Origin of the sequence: Methylobacterium guangdongense, assembly GCF_038442355.1 — a bacterium.
Classification (GTDB): Bacteria; Pseudomonadota; Alphaproteobacteria; order Rhizobiales; family Beijerinckiaceae; genus Methylobacterium; species Methylobacterium guangdongense.
Genome location: NZ_JBBXMX010000041.1, coordinates 1 through 13369, shown reverse-complemented (window position 1 = coordinate 13369; position 13369 = coordinate 1). Strand labels below are relative to the sequence as shown.

Below are 13369 nucleotides of genomic sequence, written 5' to 3'. Positions count from 1 at the left end.
ACGATCAGCGGCCTCTGGGACACGATCCGACGAGCCTTCAGACGCTTCACGCCAGCCGAATGCCGCCGGTATCTCGCCGCCGCAGGCTACGACGCATATGATCCAACATGATCGGATGCCGCTCTAGATAAGGCTAACGCATCCCAGGATGTCGGGGGCGTGGCAATCCAGCCTCTGTCAGGCCAAGGAACGCGGCGAACTCAGCAAGAACCGCTGGCGGAAGCATACAAGCCTTACCTTGTTCGATCGCTTCTACGGCCTGCAGGGTGAGGCCCGCCAAGCGCGCCGTATCCCACACCGACAAGTACAACCGCTGCCTAGCAGGCGCAGCATGCGCGGCCAGATTGCCCAATAGGGTCTGCCGCCGCGCCTCTTCTTCGCCCATGGTGCTAGTCAGAAGCTATGCCGAGGATGCCGACGCCGTATCAGGCGACGCGACGAGCATTGGCCGTGCGCTCGGCCATGGCGCCGGGCTGGCCCAGGCCGATCGTCTTGGCCAGCGCGGAACGGCGCTCGGCATACTCGGCAGCGACCATCGGATAGTCCGCCGGCAGACCGTAGCGTTCACGATAGCTCTGAGGGTGTAGTCCGTGGCTGGTCAGGTGGCGCTTGAGCGTTTTATAGGTCTTGCCGTCGATAAAGCTGACGATCCCGTCCGGCCGGACCGACTTGCGGATCTGAGCGGGGCTCGGCCGGTCGATCTCGGGCCGGGCTGCTGGGCCGGACTCGGTGGGCAGGGGGCCCGAGGCGAGGCCGCTGATCGCCCCGTGGACTCGTGCAATCAGGGCCGGCAGCTCCGCGGTCGGAACCGGATTGTTCGACACGTAGGCGGCAACGATGCCTGTCGTCAGCTCCGTGAGAGACAAAGGGTTGGCCGCAGTCGAGAAAGGCACGTTGGGGCTCCTGATGGATTGGAACCCGAACATAAGATGATCCGTCGCGTTGCGCTTGCCTGAGTGCGTGGTACCGTTTGCTTGAGCGCGCAACAGCAAGCATTCATCCAATCAAACAGCATGAGGACTTTGTTCTCCACCGAGGACGAGAAGCCGAAAAACAGTTTCCGCCGCTGGCGAGAAACGGTGTTCGAGCGGATCGTGCCTGTTGAGTTGACGCCGACGAGTGAGCGGCTATTCCAGGGGGTGCTGGAAGCGGCTGAAGTCGGCCCTCTGCTCATTACCCGGATCACTCAGAGCGCTATCAACACCGAAGCCACGCCGACCACGATCCGTCGGCATGGCAAGCAGGACACCCTGAACGTAGCGATCGCGTTGCGTGGGCAAGTGTTCAGTGCTCAGGACGATCGTACCTCGATCCAGCGCCCTGGCGACATCGTAGTGCTGGATCGGCGACCGACGACGATGGTGTCCGAGGCCGATACGCAGACGCTGTTCATCGAGTTGCCGCGTGAAAGCCTGGAACGGGCGCTCGGATCGACGCGACGGTACACCGCCCTGACGATCGGTGCCGATCAGCCTGGGACATCGCTGGTCACGTCTTTCTTTGATGAGCTTGTGCGAACTTATGGGCGTCTGACGCCGGAGATGAACGCACGTATGGCCTCGATCGGCATCGATCTTATCGTCGCCAGTATCGCAGAACGCCTCGCGCAAGAGCCGCCCGAGAACTTACAGGCAACGCTCATCGTGCAGCGCGCCAGCGCATATATCGAGGCAAACCTGGGCGATCCGAGCTTCAACCCAACCCGACTCGCTGCCGCCATCGGCGTATCGCTGCGCTACCTTCAGGCGCTATTTCACGAGCATGATCGCAACATCTCTGATTGGATATGGCGGCGGCGGTTGGAGGTCGCAGCGCAGAGGCTGTCAGATCCTGGCTTCGCGCACGTGAACCTTGGGACACTTGCCTACGGTTGCGGGTTCAGCAACCAGAGCCATTTCAGTCGGCGCTTCAGAGATCGCTACGGGCTATCGCCGAGCGCCTACCGGTGGCGTGCGCTGATCCCGTCGAAGTGACGTACCATACAGAGCAGCGTGACGGACTGGCATCGCTTAGCCACCGCATCTCGGCTGTTGGCATTCTTGAGAGCTTACGCGGTGCGGCGGAACAGGGACAGCGTGCGCCGGCCCATGGCCAACAAGTCACAGTACGATCTGAATATGCACCTCGGCGGCGGAGTAGCCACGTTGAGGCGCACACCTGCAACCCTCGGGTGGTTGTCTGCTGCGGTGCGGTGGTCTAAGTTTGCGATGCGGGACGGCGATGGCGTCGCAGTCCTGTTGCCCTTCCGAGGGCGTTTCCTCCCTAGACTTCGGGCCGCTCCTTCGGGGGTGGCCTTTTCTTTGTCCGGGCTAGCTTCGGTAGCCGAACCGAGTGCCGGCAGCAAGCAGGATGATGCTGATTGCGGCTGTCCCACACAGAAGCTTGAACGATATCGATCATGATGACGTTCAGCCCATGAACGATCGAACCGATCTGTCTGGAGGAAACGCCATGTCGATGAAGACACTCGCTGTAGCTGCAGCATTTACGCTCGCAGCCTCGGGCGCCGCGCTGGCTCAGCCTGCAGCTGGTGGCGGCAGCGCCGAGGGCAATATGAACAACCCGGGCTCGGTTAAGAGCAGCTCCGAGAAGTCCATGGGGAGCGGGAGCAGCTCAATGGGCACGGGTACGATGAGCACAGGCACCGGTCCCGGCACCAGCGGCGGTCCGCCGGTGAGTACGCCCGGTGCGCCCGCAGGCAGCGGGTCGGGCAATGGGGCGACCGGAAGTGGCGCAGCTCCGAGCGGCAAGTAGCACATCACCGCCCCGCGGGCTGGATCCGCGGGGCAAACCCTGCGCTCAATGCTTAATGAGGCTATCAACTGTCTCGCTTGGCCTCAGCTTGCCCGAGAACCGGCCTAGATGGCCAATGCTTGGCTCATCCAGGCCCCCGGAATTTGCGAACGTCGCCAAGTAAGCGCTGGCGTCCCCGGAGGCGGCCGAAGATGGAACGGGCGTAGTCCTCGCTGCACCGGTAGCAGAAGTCGCCGAGATGCCAGACGGTGTCCTCCGGCCGAACGGCGGCGTTCCAGTTCGCGACAAGGGTCTCGTCATGCTCCTTGATGGAGGCGAACGGTCTGGGGTTCTGCATCCTCGGCGAGAGGATCGCGCGGTGGCCGAAATGGGTGTCGGAAACGAAGAGATGGCGTGACATCCGAACCTCGCGGAAAGCGGAGGCTCGGCACGCGGCGGCACTCCGGGGATTAGGCGGACGAGTGCTTGGCGGCGGGTATCATGGTGTCAGCTCCGTGAGGGCCGTGACCGTGTCCTGGCCGGGGCGGGCAAGCAAGTGCCGCGCGCCGGGATCCACAGCGTCCGAAACGTCGAGGTCGGCCCTCCGGCTAGGCCGCCAGCACGACTAGGATCTCGTCGACCCTCGTGGTGTAGCGGGGGGGGGGGAGCGCATTTCGAACTTGGTCGACCACTCCCGCTTGGGGGCGAAACCGGCGGCCCCCGGGACGACGGCGCCGCGCCCGAAACGACGGTTGCAGGCGTCCAGCGCCTGCATCAGCGCGGCGCCGTGCTCGCGGTCTAGTTGCCCCAATCCCGGGAAGGCCCGCTGCGAGGCCGCCAGCGGCACGAGGTCGGTCGTGACGATGCCGGCCTTCGAGTAGCGGTACCCGTCCCTCCAGGCCTTGCGCACGCCGAAGACGGCGGCCTTCACCAGCACAAGGGTGTCGTTCGACGCCTCGGGCAAGGTCACAACCGTCGAGACCGACCGCTTCGGCCGGTCGCGGTCGACCGGCGGGTCGCCATCAGGGATCGAGGGACCGGGCGGCGGATCACCAATGGGTGGAGCGGGTTCGTTGCCTGGGCGGGGCGTGTCGGACATACGATGGCTTCCTCCTGCCGGCGGTCGTGTGAACGCCGGGTCCGAGGGTAACGCGGCACCCGACGAAGCGAGTCCGTCCCAGGGGTCACCAGCGGTGCCGGGAGGTAGGGGTAGGCCACCATCCGACGCTTCTCCGCTGCCGCGGCAGCGACTGGAGCGCCGGCCTTGGGGGGCTGTCGGCATTCCCGGTCTGGTCTGAAACTTTCGTCTGACCGCCGCCGTACAGGTCGCCATACGCCCGGCCTGGGCGTGGCGCGAGGCCCCGCCTCGGCGTCCGATTTCGTGCGTTCCAACGCCATCGGAGGCAGGTTTTTATTTGACAATTCAGGAACTTGGTGGTCGCACCTTGTCTTCTCCCAATGTGCGACAGGCGATTCCTTCCCCGTACAGGAGACATTGAATGAAGATCACCACCCTTGCCCTCGCCGCCTCGGTCCTTGGCAGCCTCGCGCTCGGTGCCGGCGCCGCCTCGGCCGCCCCGATGGGCCCGAACGGACTCCAGGCCGCCCCGTCCGACGTCACCCAGGTCCGGATGACCAGCAGCGAGCGGATGATGATGAACCGCGGCATGTGATTTCAAGGCGCCGTGCGCTTCCGGAGGCCCCGACCCAGGGGCCTCCGCCCTAGCCGTCCAGAGTATGGGGAAGACCGTTTGGCTCGAACCTACCTGACCCGATCAGCCCCCGAGACCGGCGAAGTCGAGCGCCGCCGCTGGATGTTTCGCCATCCCCTCGTGATCAGAGTCACCCACTGGGTGAACGCGATCTGCCTGCTGGTCCTGCTGATGAGCGGCCTGCAGATCTTCAACGCCCACCCGGCCCTTTACTGGGGCAAGGTCTCGACCTTCGACGCGCCGCTCATGGCGATGACCCAGACCGAGGACGACCCGCCCAAGGGCATGACGACGGTGTTCGGCCATGGATTCGATACGACGGGCTGGCTCGGTTCATCGGTCGGCTCCGACGGCGAGGCGGCGGACCGAGGCTTCCCGGCCTGGACGACCTTGCCGAGTGACCAGGACCTTACCGGCGGCCGTTCCTGGCATTTCTTCTTCGCCTGGGCCTTCGTCTTGAACGGCATCGCCTACCTGCTCTATGGTCTGGTCAGCGGGCAGTTGCGATTCCGTGTGATCCCGTCCCGTGACCAGATCCGGCATTTCGGGGCCTCGATTTGGGAGCACCTGACGCTGCGCTTCCCCCAAGGAGACGAGGCCAAGCGCTACAACGTCATCCAGAAGCTCACCTACCTCATCGTGCTGTTCGTGCTCCTGCCGGTGCAGGTGCTGGCTGGGCTCGCGATGTCGCCGGCGATGAACGCGGCCTTTCCCTTCCTTCTGACGCTCTTCGATGGACGCCAGTCGGCCCGCACGGTCCACTTCGTCGTGGCGAGCCTGCTGGTCCTGTTCGTGGTCGTGCACGTCGCCCTGGTCCTGCTGTCGGGCTTCTGGAACAACATGCGCGGCATGCTCACCGGCTGGTTCGTGATCGAGCGCAAGGTCGAGCCGGCCGTCCCTGCCGGAGAGCCCCGGGCATGAGCCGCTCACCCAACCGACGCGCCCTCCTGGTGGGTGCTTCCGCCACGGCCGCGGCGGCCATGCTCGGAGGCTGCGACCGCCTGGGCAACGCGGAGTGGTTCCGGCGAACGCTGAAGACCGGCGAGGACGCCAACATGTTCGTCCAGCGCCTGCTTCTGCGCGAGGCGACGCTGGCACCGGAATACGCCGAGGCCGACATCTCGCCGTGGTTCAAGCCGAACGGCACCGGGGATCCGCCGGACAGGGACTACAAGGCCCTCGCGAAGGCCAAGTTCGCCAAATACCACCTCGTGGTCGACGGGCTCGTGGAGGCGCCCTTCAAGCTGTCCCTGGGCGAGCTCCGCAAGCTTCCCGCCCGCACCCAGATCACCCGGCACGATTGTGTCGAGGGCTGGAGCGCTATCGGCAAGTGGACCGGGGTGCCGCTCGCCGACCTTTTGTCCCGGGCCAAGCTCAAGCCAGAGGCGTGCTACGTGGTGTTCCACTGCGCCGACACCATGGATCAGGGCAATTCGCTCGAAGGCGGAGGAGATGGTGAGGGGACCGACGAGGTACCCGCCGGCAACGCTAATCCGAGCATGACCAAGCAATCGGGCAGCGGCGAGAGCAGGAAGGACTCCGGCGGACAGCAGGCGTCGGATGACACCGCGGCCAGCGGCGGATCACCTGTCAGGTACTACGAGAGCATCGACTTGGTCGACGCGTTCCACCCGCAGACGATCCTCGCCTACGACATGAACGGCCAGGCATTACCTATCTCGAACGGCGCCCCGCTTCGCCTGCGGGTGGAACGCAACCTCGGCTACAAGCAGGCGAAGTACGTGATGCGCATCGAGGTGGTCGAGAGCTTCGCCCACATCGGCGGGGGCAAGGGCGGCTACTGGGAGGACCAGGGCTACGCTTGGTACGCCGGCATCTGAGTCTGCCCGGACGTGACGTCCACGTTTCTGCGAGCATTGAGCGCGCAGCTCTCTCGTGTCGAACTCCGGTGGCATCCGCCTGCGAAACTGCGGAGTAGGGTCGGGCCCGCGCCGTTTGGCTGGCTATCGGACCGGCGACGCCGCCTGGGTGCGTTCGATATGAGCGGCCCGCGGACCTAGCTGAAATGCCCTGCCGGGCGAAACCCGCGACGGACCAATGTTCGGACTGCAGCGCGAATGAGAGGACAATGCGGTCATGTCCCTACATTTTGAACGCCTCGGCAAAGGCCGACCGCTACTGATGATCCATGGGTTGGGGTCCAATCTTCGCACCTGGGATCCGCTCCTGCCCGCATTGCGCGGCTCGCGCGAATTGATCTTGGTCGACCTGCCAGGACATGGCAGATCGGCACCGCTCGCGGGTCGGCAGACCATGGAGGCCCATGCGAACGCCCTCGCCAGCTTCGTGCAGTCGCAAGACCTGACGTCAGCGGACCTTGTCGGCAGTTCGGTAGGGGGGCGGCTGGTGCTGGAGCTGGCGCGGCGGGGCATCGGTCGGCACTGCGTGGCGCTTGATCCCGGCGGTTTCTGGCACGGATGGGAAACGCCCTGGTTTCACTGGACGCTCGCGGCGTCGATACGCCTGGTGCGGTTGCTACGGCCATTCCATCCCGGCCTGTCGCGCCACGCCGTCAGCCGTACGCTGCTGCTGGCCCAACTGTCGGCCCGTCCGTGGGTGCTGCCACCGCAGCTTGTCGTGGAGGAACTGCAGAGCCTGGCAGCCACACCGGTGTTCGATGCGATGCTGCGTGAGCTGGCACGCGGGCCGTTGCAGCAGGGTTCGGTGACGACCCCCGGCCTTGTCACCATAGGCTGGGGCCGCCAAGACCACCTTCTGCTGCCGCGCCAGGCTGCACGCGCCCAGGCGGCATTCCCGTCGGCACATCTGCATTGGTTCGAGCGCTGCGGCCACTTCCCGCACTGGGATCAGCCTGCCGAGACGGCGCGCGTAATTCTTGAAACGGTCGGGAAGGATGCGCCCTGAAACGGCTTGTCGCACACCCGAGCCCGTGGTCATCCCCGGGTCGTCAAGCATTTCGGCCGAGCTTGCCGCCTCCGCTCAGCAACCGGTCCATGGTCCGGTCTTCCATTACCGCGAAACCGAAGCAGCGCTTCGAAGCCGACCTCAGGCAGACTTTCGACAGACGCGAAGTCTTCCGGGAATGGCCCGCGGCTCCCTCGCTGTTCGGAACGGGATCCCGTTTCCAACTCAATACGTCGAACCCCGAGTCCGCTGCGCTGTCTCCTGCCGCGGTCCGCTCCAGTTCCCCGATCACCGTGAGGAAGATCATGACCTACCTTCGATATGCCCCCGGCATCGAGCAACCCGCGCCGGACGAGCAGAAGACGATTGACGGCATCATCAAAGGCATGACCCAGCAGTCGCAGACGGTCGAAAAGCGCGAGCATCATGCGGTCCGCGCCAGCCACGCTAAGAGCTCCGCTTGCGTGACGGGGAAACTGACCATCTCCGAGGGCCTGCCGCTGGAACTGGCACAGGGGTTGTTCGCACGGCCGGGCACGCACAACGTGGCCGTGCGCTTCGCCCAGGGCCCGGGCGAGACCCTTGGCGACCGGGTGTCCACCCACCGCGGCATGTCCATCAAGGTCTTCGAAGTGCCGGGCGAGAAGCTGCTCGGCCACGCCGCCGACACTCAGGACTTCGTGCTGGCCACCGGCACGACCTTCCCTTCGGGCACGGCGGCGGGGTTCCTGCGCGACGGCACGGTCATCGGCAAGTCGACGGGTATGCCGGAGGCGGTGAAGAGCGCCGTCTCCTCGACCGCACGCAACCTCAACAAGGTGCTGCACGCCTTCGGCACGGAGAGCGCGATGGCCGATTTCTTCGGCCATCGCTACAGCCATCCGCTCGGCGACAGCTATTTCAGCCAGGCACCTATCCGCTACGGTGACTACGTGGCCAAGCTCGGGGCCGTGCCGTCGACGGACAGCCATTGTGCCCTGTCCGAGTGGCGTCTCGACCCGCACCAAGACGAGGACGGCTTCCGGCACGCCACCGTCGCGTTCTTCCGGGAGAACGAGGTGGTGTTCGAGCTGAAGGCGCAGCTTTGGGCGGATGCCGAGCGGCAGCCCATCGAGGACGCCTCGGTCGACTGGCCGGTCTCGGTCAGCCCCTACCGCACGGTGGCGACGCTGCGCCTGCCGCGTCAGGACGCCTACTCGCCGGATCGGGTGCGCTACTTCGACGAGGTGATGACCTTCCGCCCGGCGCACAGCCTCGCGGCGCACCAGCCGCTCGGTTCGGTGATGCGGGCGCGCCTCCAGGTCTACCGGGCGCTGAGCGACTTCCGCCACCGCGAGAACGGCGTGGCGGCCGAGGATTCCGCCGGCATCGACCGCATCCCGGCGTGAGGAACGGCGCGAACGGCGCCTCCGTTGAATGACGACATTCAGAAGGGTGATGACATGAGCTTGCAAGGCAAGAAGATCGCGATCCTGATCGCACCTCGTGGCACCGAGGAGCCGGAGTTCGCCAAGCCGCATGAGGCGGTGAAGCAGGCCGGGGCGACCGTGACGGTCATCGGTCTGGAGGCCGGCGAGGCCTAGACGGTCAACAACGACCTCGATCCCGCCGGTCGCTACAAGGTGGACAGGACCATCGAAGGGGCATCGGCCGCGGACTACGACGGGCTCGTCATCCCCGGCGGTTGCGTCGGCGCCGACAAGCTCCGGGCGAGCAAGGACGTCGTGGCGTTCGTTCGGGACTTCTTCGCCGCGGGTAAGCCGGTCGGAGTCATCTGCCACGGTCCCTGGACGCTGATCGAGGCGGACGTCGTGAAGGGCCGGACGCTGACCTCCTACCCCACGGTTCGCCGCGACATCGAGAACGCCGGCGGCACCTGGGTCGACGAGGAGGTCGTCTGCGACAAGGGGCTGGTCACCAGCCGTACCCCAAAGGATCTGCCAGCCTTCTGTGCCAAGATTGTCGAGGAGTTCGCGGAGGGCCGCCATCCCGACCAGGCCCGGAGCGCCTGAGGAGTCGGGCAGCTAGCGGTTGGTTCTTAAGCGTCCGGGGCGGTCCAGGGGCCGCCCTGGGTCAGGCCTTGACGACGTCCCTTGGCTGGGACGTCGTCGCGGAAGCTTCATCATCCCTCGATGGCGCCGATCTGCTTGAGGATGCCGAGCTCGTCGGAGGAACCCCACCGCTCGACCATCTTGCCGTCGACGAAGCGGCCGATCTGCATGCCGCGGACCTTGATGGCCTTCCCGGTCGGCTTGTGGCCGTTGAAGTCGCCCTGGTGAGTGCCGGTGAGCGTGTAGGCGAAGGCGACGCTGTCCCCCTCGGCGACGAGCTTCTTCACCTCGACCTGCATGTCGGGAAAGGCGGAGTGAAGCTGCGTGAAAAACATCTGGTATCCCTCGGGACCCATGTGCTGGCCCGGCGCCGGGTCATGATCGTGGCAATCCGGGGCGACGACCTCGGGGAAGGCTTCGAACCGGCCGCCGTTGACGAGCTCGCCGAATTTCTCGGTGGCTTGGACGCTGGTCTCACGGGACATGGAGTTCCTTGCAGTTTGGGGGCGGCGACACGGCGCCGGGTATCTCGACGCACGGGAAACTCCCGCCAAGGTCGGACGTTGCCTGTGCCGCGCACGACAGGGTCGGAATGACCGCCGGGCGTCACGTCGGATCGTGGCGGGATGCCGGGTCGGCCGCTGTGTGGGACGTCGTCCACGAGGGCGGAGGTAGGCGATAGGCCAGGTCGCCTGTCCCTAGACGACGTTCACCCGTACCCGATGCCAGCAGGCGCACAGGTAGCCCTTGTGGTTCCAGATCTCGTTCGACGTTGCCGGCTGCGTTTGGCCCGCTTCGTCCCAGGCACGCACGGCGAGTTCATGCTCGCCCGTAGGCAAGTCGAGGTTTGTGCTCCAGAACGTCCAGGCGAACGGAGCGTCCGCCTCGTGTTCGAGCTCGGCCTGTACCCAGGACCGGCCGCCGTTCCCGGAGACGTCGACGCGTACGACGGCCCGATCCCCGCTCACCGCGTAGCCGCGGACCCTATTACCCCCTGACTTGAGGGTTGCCCCAGCCCCGGGCTCGCAGATCGCGGCGTTCAGCGGCATCGTATCGATGGTGTACCCCTTGGCCGGATCGGCGGCCTCGGCGGTCACGTCCGCCGGATACAGCTTGTAGTCGCCGGCCTGAATCGGGTTGTCCGAGGGGTGGTCCTGGACGCTTAGGCGCCGGAGCCATTTTGGGCTGCGTACGCCGGCGAAGCCCGGCACCACCGCGCGAACCGGAAAGCCATGCTCGGGGAGCAAGGCTTCACCGTTCATGGCGTAGGCCAGCAGGGTCTCGGGGGCCATGGCTTTGGCGAGCGGGATCGAGGCGCCGTAGGGACGGCCTTCCACCATGTCGTAGCTCTCGAAGGCGACATGGTGGCCCACGTGCTCGGCGACCCCCGCCTCGCGCAGGACGTCGCCGAGACGCACCCCGGTCCATTCGGCGGTACCGATGGCTCCGGCATCCCACGGGTCGCCCGAGACCGGGGCGACCGCCCGCATGTCGGCGCGGCGATTGCCGGCGCACTGCATCGTGGCCGTGACCGTGGCTTCCGGGAAGCGGATCCGCAGATCGGATAGCGACAGCTCAACCGCGGTGCTGGTGCGGCCATCGATGGTTAAGCGCCAGGCTGCCTCGTCGAGGTCCGGCAGGTTGCCGTGCGAGCGGACGTAGAAATACTTCGCCGGCGTCCGGTACGAGGCCCGCAATCGGTCGAGGGGCGGTTCGGCGTTGTAGGGCTGGTCGCCGTGGACGATCAGGCGTGCCTTGCGCTCGGTCAGACTCGACATCGGGGCTCCCGTCCCAGTGGGGTTACGGGAGTGAACGCGTCGGAGGAGGCAAAGCTCAACCGGCGATGCAGGGGCCAGGGCGGTGGCGGCACGGCATCATCGCTCTGTTTGGTCGAGCCTTCGCCAAGCGTCGCAAATACCAGCCAGCACCGACCTTTTCCGTGCCGTTTCTCGTGCCCTGCCGGAAAAAAGCTGAGTCTTGCCCAAGAGATGCATGGTTTGGACGGACCGTTATGAGCGGTCGGCTCTAACCATTGAGCTACAGGCCCCGGGAACTGCATAGGCCTCGCCACTTTGGAGGAGCAAACACGTCCTACAGGGCGGCAGAGGGGCGAGGGGCCTTCCTCAGCAGCCTCGGTGCTCTCGCCGTCTTCCTGATCATCCTCGGCAGCTTCTTCGTCCTGTGCGGCTGCTGCAAAAGCACCCGCGCGGTACTTGTCTCCGTGCCGCTCCAACTCGCCGCTGTTGGCCATCACGCTGAGGTAAGTGTTCAGGGTGTTGGCAGCCACGTCCGTCAGGCGCTCGCTGATCTCGGCGTGCGTCAGGCCCTCGGATCCAGTTTCCTCAAGGAGCGCCTTCAATCGCCCCTTCGCGGAGTTGGCTCGGGGCCCGCGCGGTCCGCGGCTCGCAAGCGGCTGGTCCTCGCCAGGAGAAGCGCGCCGCCGCCGGGGCTGATCGTCAGCCTCATCATCTAGCGGGGTGCCTTCCACGATCGACGCAAGCGACCGCTCAGCGAGGTGGAGCTTCGACAGCTCGCCACCCACCCGCTCGTACTCAGCCTCAAGGATCTCACGCTGTCGCCTCACGCTGGCCAGAGCCTTCGCGAGTGTGTAGTCATTCGCCATCGGCGGATTACTTCCTTTAGCTTCAGGGCGTCGATCTGCCGGCGTAGTCGCTAAGCGTATCAATTGGCCCTCTCAGGATCGTGGTGATGCGAGGAATTGCGGTCCCGTGATCATCCCCTCCGGTCCCGGAACCGGATCCCAGCGCCGCCGCCGTTCTCGGGGATGAATTCCAGGCCGGAAGTCACAATTGATCCTTCTTGCGGAAGCCGGAGAAGAAGCGCGCTAGGCCCTGTAGATCGCTGTCGAGCGGGTCGACTTCGGGTCCCAGCGGTGTTTCCGCAGGACACCCTGCCAGCTCGTGCAGCACCTGCGTCAGCAGCGGCGGCCATTCCACGCCGTGATCCTGCAGTAGGCGCGCGGCGTTCGCCAAGGCGACAGCGTGATCTGCCGGTACCGTCCTGCCGGTGATCTGCGCGTCGAGCGCGCGATCCGAGAGCAAGGTGCAGAGGCGCAAGACCTCGGACAGGTGTTCGGACAATGCGGTCTCGCTGGTCACGCCGGATCCTTCCGCCGCAGCTTCACGCCAGGCTCGCCGCCGTTGGTGAACTCGACGCCTGCGGCCTCAAGGGCACGCTGAAGCGCAGCCAGATTGTTGGAGATCGGTGTTCGCTTACTGGTCTCAAAATCCCTGACCGTGGACAGGCTGACGCCTGATGCCGCGGCGAGGTCCGATTGAGACCAGTCGATCAGACCGCGAGCGGCGCGAGATAGAGCAGGGGCGAACATAGCGGCAGTTTACACCGGTACACATTTTTTGTCAACCTACACAAAATGAGTTGACAGGCGATTGAGATAAGATTAAATTGGCGAGATACACAAATTTTGTGTTTCGAGGCCGCCATGTCCTACCGCACTGTCTCCTGGACCAAGATTGAGCGCGCCGGCCTACATAGCCGCCCGCAGATCCCGGCTGGCCTGCTGCGCGGTACGGACCGCGATCTTGAGGACGAGTGATGCCCACAGGCCTTCCGCGACAGACGCCGACTCTCGGGGAGGCGATCCGGTTGGCTGTTCTCGTGGCGGCTTTCCACTGGCACGGCATCCGTCGCCGTGCCGCGGCTCGGCGCATGACCCGGATCGGGGTGGACCGTGGGCACGCTAGATGGGAGCGGGCCGTGACGCAGTGGCTGGCCTGTAGCGCTCGGATCTCTAGCTTGCTCGGAGAGCCGGAACCGCCAGAGGCTCAGCAGTTGCGAAACAGGATGGCCCGGTTACAGGCTGCTCGGTCGACGGGCTAAGCTCGACTTTGGCCAATTTTGATGGGTGATCGAGGGTGTGAGGTGACGAAGCGGGCGTGGCGGGTAGGCTGGTGGTGTCCCCGCCAAGAGACACCGCCATGCTGCCCCTGCCCACCCGCTTCGCCG

General features: G+C 65.5%; 13 protein-coding genes and 5 pseudogenes. 9 read left to right on the top strand and 9 right to left on the bottom strand.

The window, feature by feature from the left end; all coding sequences use genetic code 11:
* Positions 1 to 111 (top strand): annotated as a pseudogene (locus AAHG09_RS30960) (IS630 family transposase); the annotation flags it as partial.
* A gap of 22 nt (positions 112 to 133) precedes the next feature.
* Here the strand turns inward: AAHG09_RS30960 and AAHG09_RS32025 are convergent.
* Both AAHG09_RS32025 and AAHG09_RS30955 read right to left on the bottom strand, forming a co-directional pair.
* Positions 134 to 385, bottom strand: a complete 252-nt coding sequence (locus tag AAHG09_RS32025; protein WP_412760116.1) for a helix-turn-helix domain-containing protein — start codon at positions 383 to 385, stop codon at positions 134 to 136.
* A 40-nt stretch (positions 386 to 425) separates the two neighbouring features.
* The gene (locus AAHG09_RS30955; RefSeq protein ID WP_342112043.1) at positions 426 to 992 is read right to left on the bottom strand and encodes a Ros/MucR family transcriptional regulator; all 567 of its coding nucleotides are present in this window, start codon (positions 990 to 992) and stop codon (positions 426 to 428) included.
* Positions 993 to 1013: 21 nt separating this feature from the next.
* On the opposite strand from AAHG09_RS30955, the gene AAHG09_RS30950 reads away from it, so the two are divergent.
* Positions 1014 to 1973, top strand: coding sequence for a helix-turn-helix domain-containing protein (locus AAHG09_RS30950; protein ID WP_342112041.1), 960 nt, complete (start codon positions 1014 to 1016; stop codon positions 1971 to 1973).
* 478 nt (positions 1974 to 2451) lie between these two features.
* Positions 2452 to 2754 (top strand): hypothetical protein, encoded by a 303-nt coding sequence (locus tag AAHG09_RS30945; protein ID WP_342112052.1) that lies wholly within the window; start codon positions 2452 to 2454, stop codon positions 2752 to 2754.
* A 157-nt stretch (positions 2755 to 2911) separates the two neighbouring features.
* Here the strand turns inward: AAHG09_RS30945 and AAHG09_RS30940 are convergent.
* A pseudogene (locus AAHG09_RS30940) lies at positions 2912 to 3091 on the bottom strand (hypothetical protein); the annotation flags it as partial.
* A gap of 250 nt (positions 3092 to 3341) precedes the next feature.
* Positions 3342 to 3739: pseudogene (locus AAHG09_RS30935) on the bottom strand (DUF4113 domain-containing protein); the annotation flags it as partial.
* A 493-nt stretch (positions 3740 to 4232) separates the two neighbouring features.
* On the opposite strand from AAHG09_RS30935, the gene AAHG09_RS30930 reads away from it, so the two are divergent.
* The 6 genes and pseudogenes from AAHG09_RS30930 (at position 4233) to AAHG09_RS30905 (ending at position 9343) form a co-directional block, all read left to right on the top strand.
* Complete coding sequence (locus AAHG09_RS30930) at positions 4233 to 4406, top strand: hypothetical protein (protein ID WP_342112039.1); 174 nt, start codon at positions 4233 to 4235, stop codon at positions 4404 to 4406.
* Between the two features lie 78 nt (positions 4407 to 4484).
* A complete protein-coding gene (locus tag AAHG09_RS30925; protein WP_412760115.1) occupies positions 4485 to 5366 on the top strand; it encodes a cytochrome b/b6 domain-containing protein in 882 nt (293 codons plus the stop codon).
* Entirely contained in the window at positions 5363 to 6286 is a 924-nt protein-coding gene (locus AAHG09_RS30920; RefSeq protein ID WP_342112037.1) for a molybdopterin-dependent oxidoreductase, read from the top strand. Before AAHG09_RS30925 ends, AAHG09_RS30920 begins: the two co-directional genes overlap by 4 nt.
* Before the next feature lie 256 nt (positions 6287 to 6542).
* Entirely contained in the window at positions 6543 to 7331 is a 789-nt protein-coding gene (locus tag AAHG09_RS30915) for an alpha/beta fold hydrolase (RefSeq protein WP_342112035.1), read from the top strand.
* 305 nt (positions 7332 to 7636) lie between these two features.
* The gene (locus tag AAHG09_RS30910; protein WP_342112046.1) at positions 7637 to 8719 is read left to right on the top strand and encodes a catalase family protein; all 1083 of its coding nucleotides are present in this window, start codon (positions 7637 to 7639) and stop codon (positions 8717 to 8719) included.
* Between the two features lie 54 nt (positions 8720 to 8773).
* Positions 8774 to 9343 (top strand): annotated as a pseudogene (locus AAHG09_RS30905) (type 1 glutamine amidotransferase domain-containing protein).
* 110 nt (positions 9344 to 9453) lie between these two features.
* On the opposite strand, the gene AAHG09_RS30900 reads toward AAHG09_RS30905, so the two are convergent.
* From AAHG09_RS30900 to AAHG09_RS30880, 5 genes and pseudogenes are all read right to left on the bottom strand, one after another.
* Positions 9454 to 9867 carry an ester cyclase gene (locus tag AAHG09_RS30900; protein ID WP_342112033.1) on the bottom strand — a complete coding sequence of 138 codons (414 nt, stop codon included), beginning with the start codon at positions 9865 to 9867 and terminating at the stop codon, positions 9454 to 9456.
* Positions 9868 to 10080: 213 nt separating this feature from the next.
* Entirely contained in the window at positions 10081 to 11160 is a 1080-nt protein-coding gene (locus tag AAHG09_RS30895; RefSeq protein ID WP_342112031.1) for a molybdopterin-dependent oxidoreductase, read from the bottom strand.
* 344 nt (positions 11161 to 11504) lie between these two features.
* Positions 11505 to 12005, bottom strand: a pseudogene (locus AAHG09_RS30890) (hypothetical protein); the annotation flags it as partial.
* 181 nt (positions 12006 to 12186) lie between these two features.
* Entirely contained in the window at positions 12187 to 12501 is a 315-nt protein-coding gene (locus AAHG09_RS30885) for a hypothetical protein (protein WP_342112029.1), read from the bottom strand.
* The gene (locus tag AAHG09_RS30880) at positions 12498 to 12731 is read right to left on the bottom strand and encodes a helix-turn-helix domain-containing protein (RefSeq protein WP_342112027.1); all 234 of its coding nucleotides are present in this window, start codon (positions 12729 to 12731) and stop codon (positions 12498 to 12500) included. Before AAHG09_RS30880 ends, AAHG09_RS30885 begins: the two co-directional genes overlap by 4 nt.
* Positions 12732 to 13369: the final 638 nt, after the last annotated feature.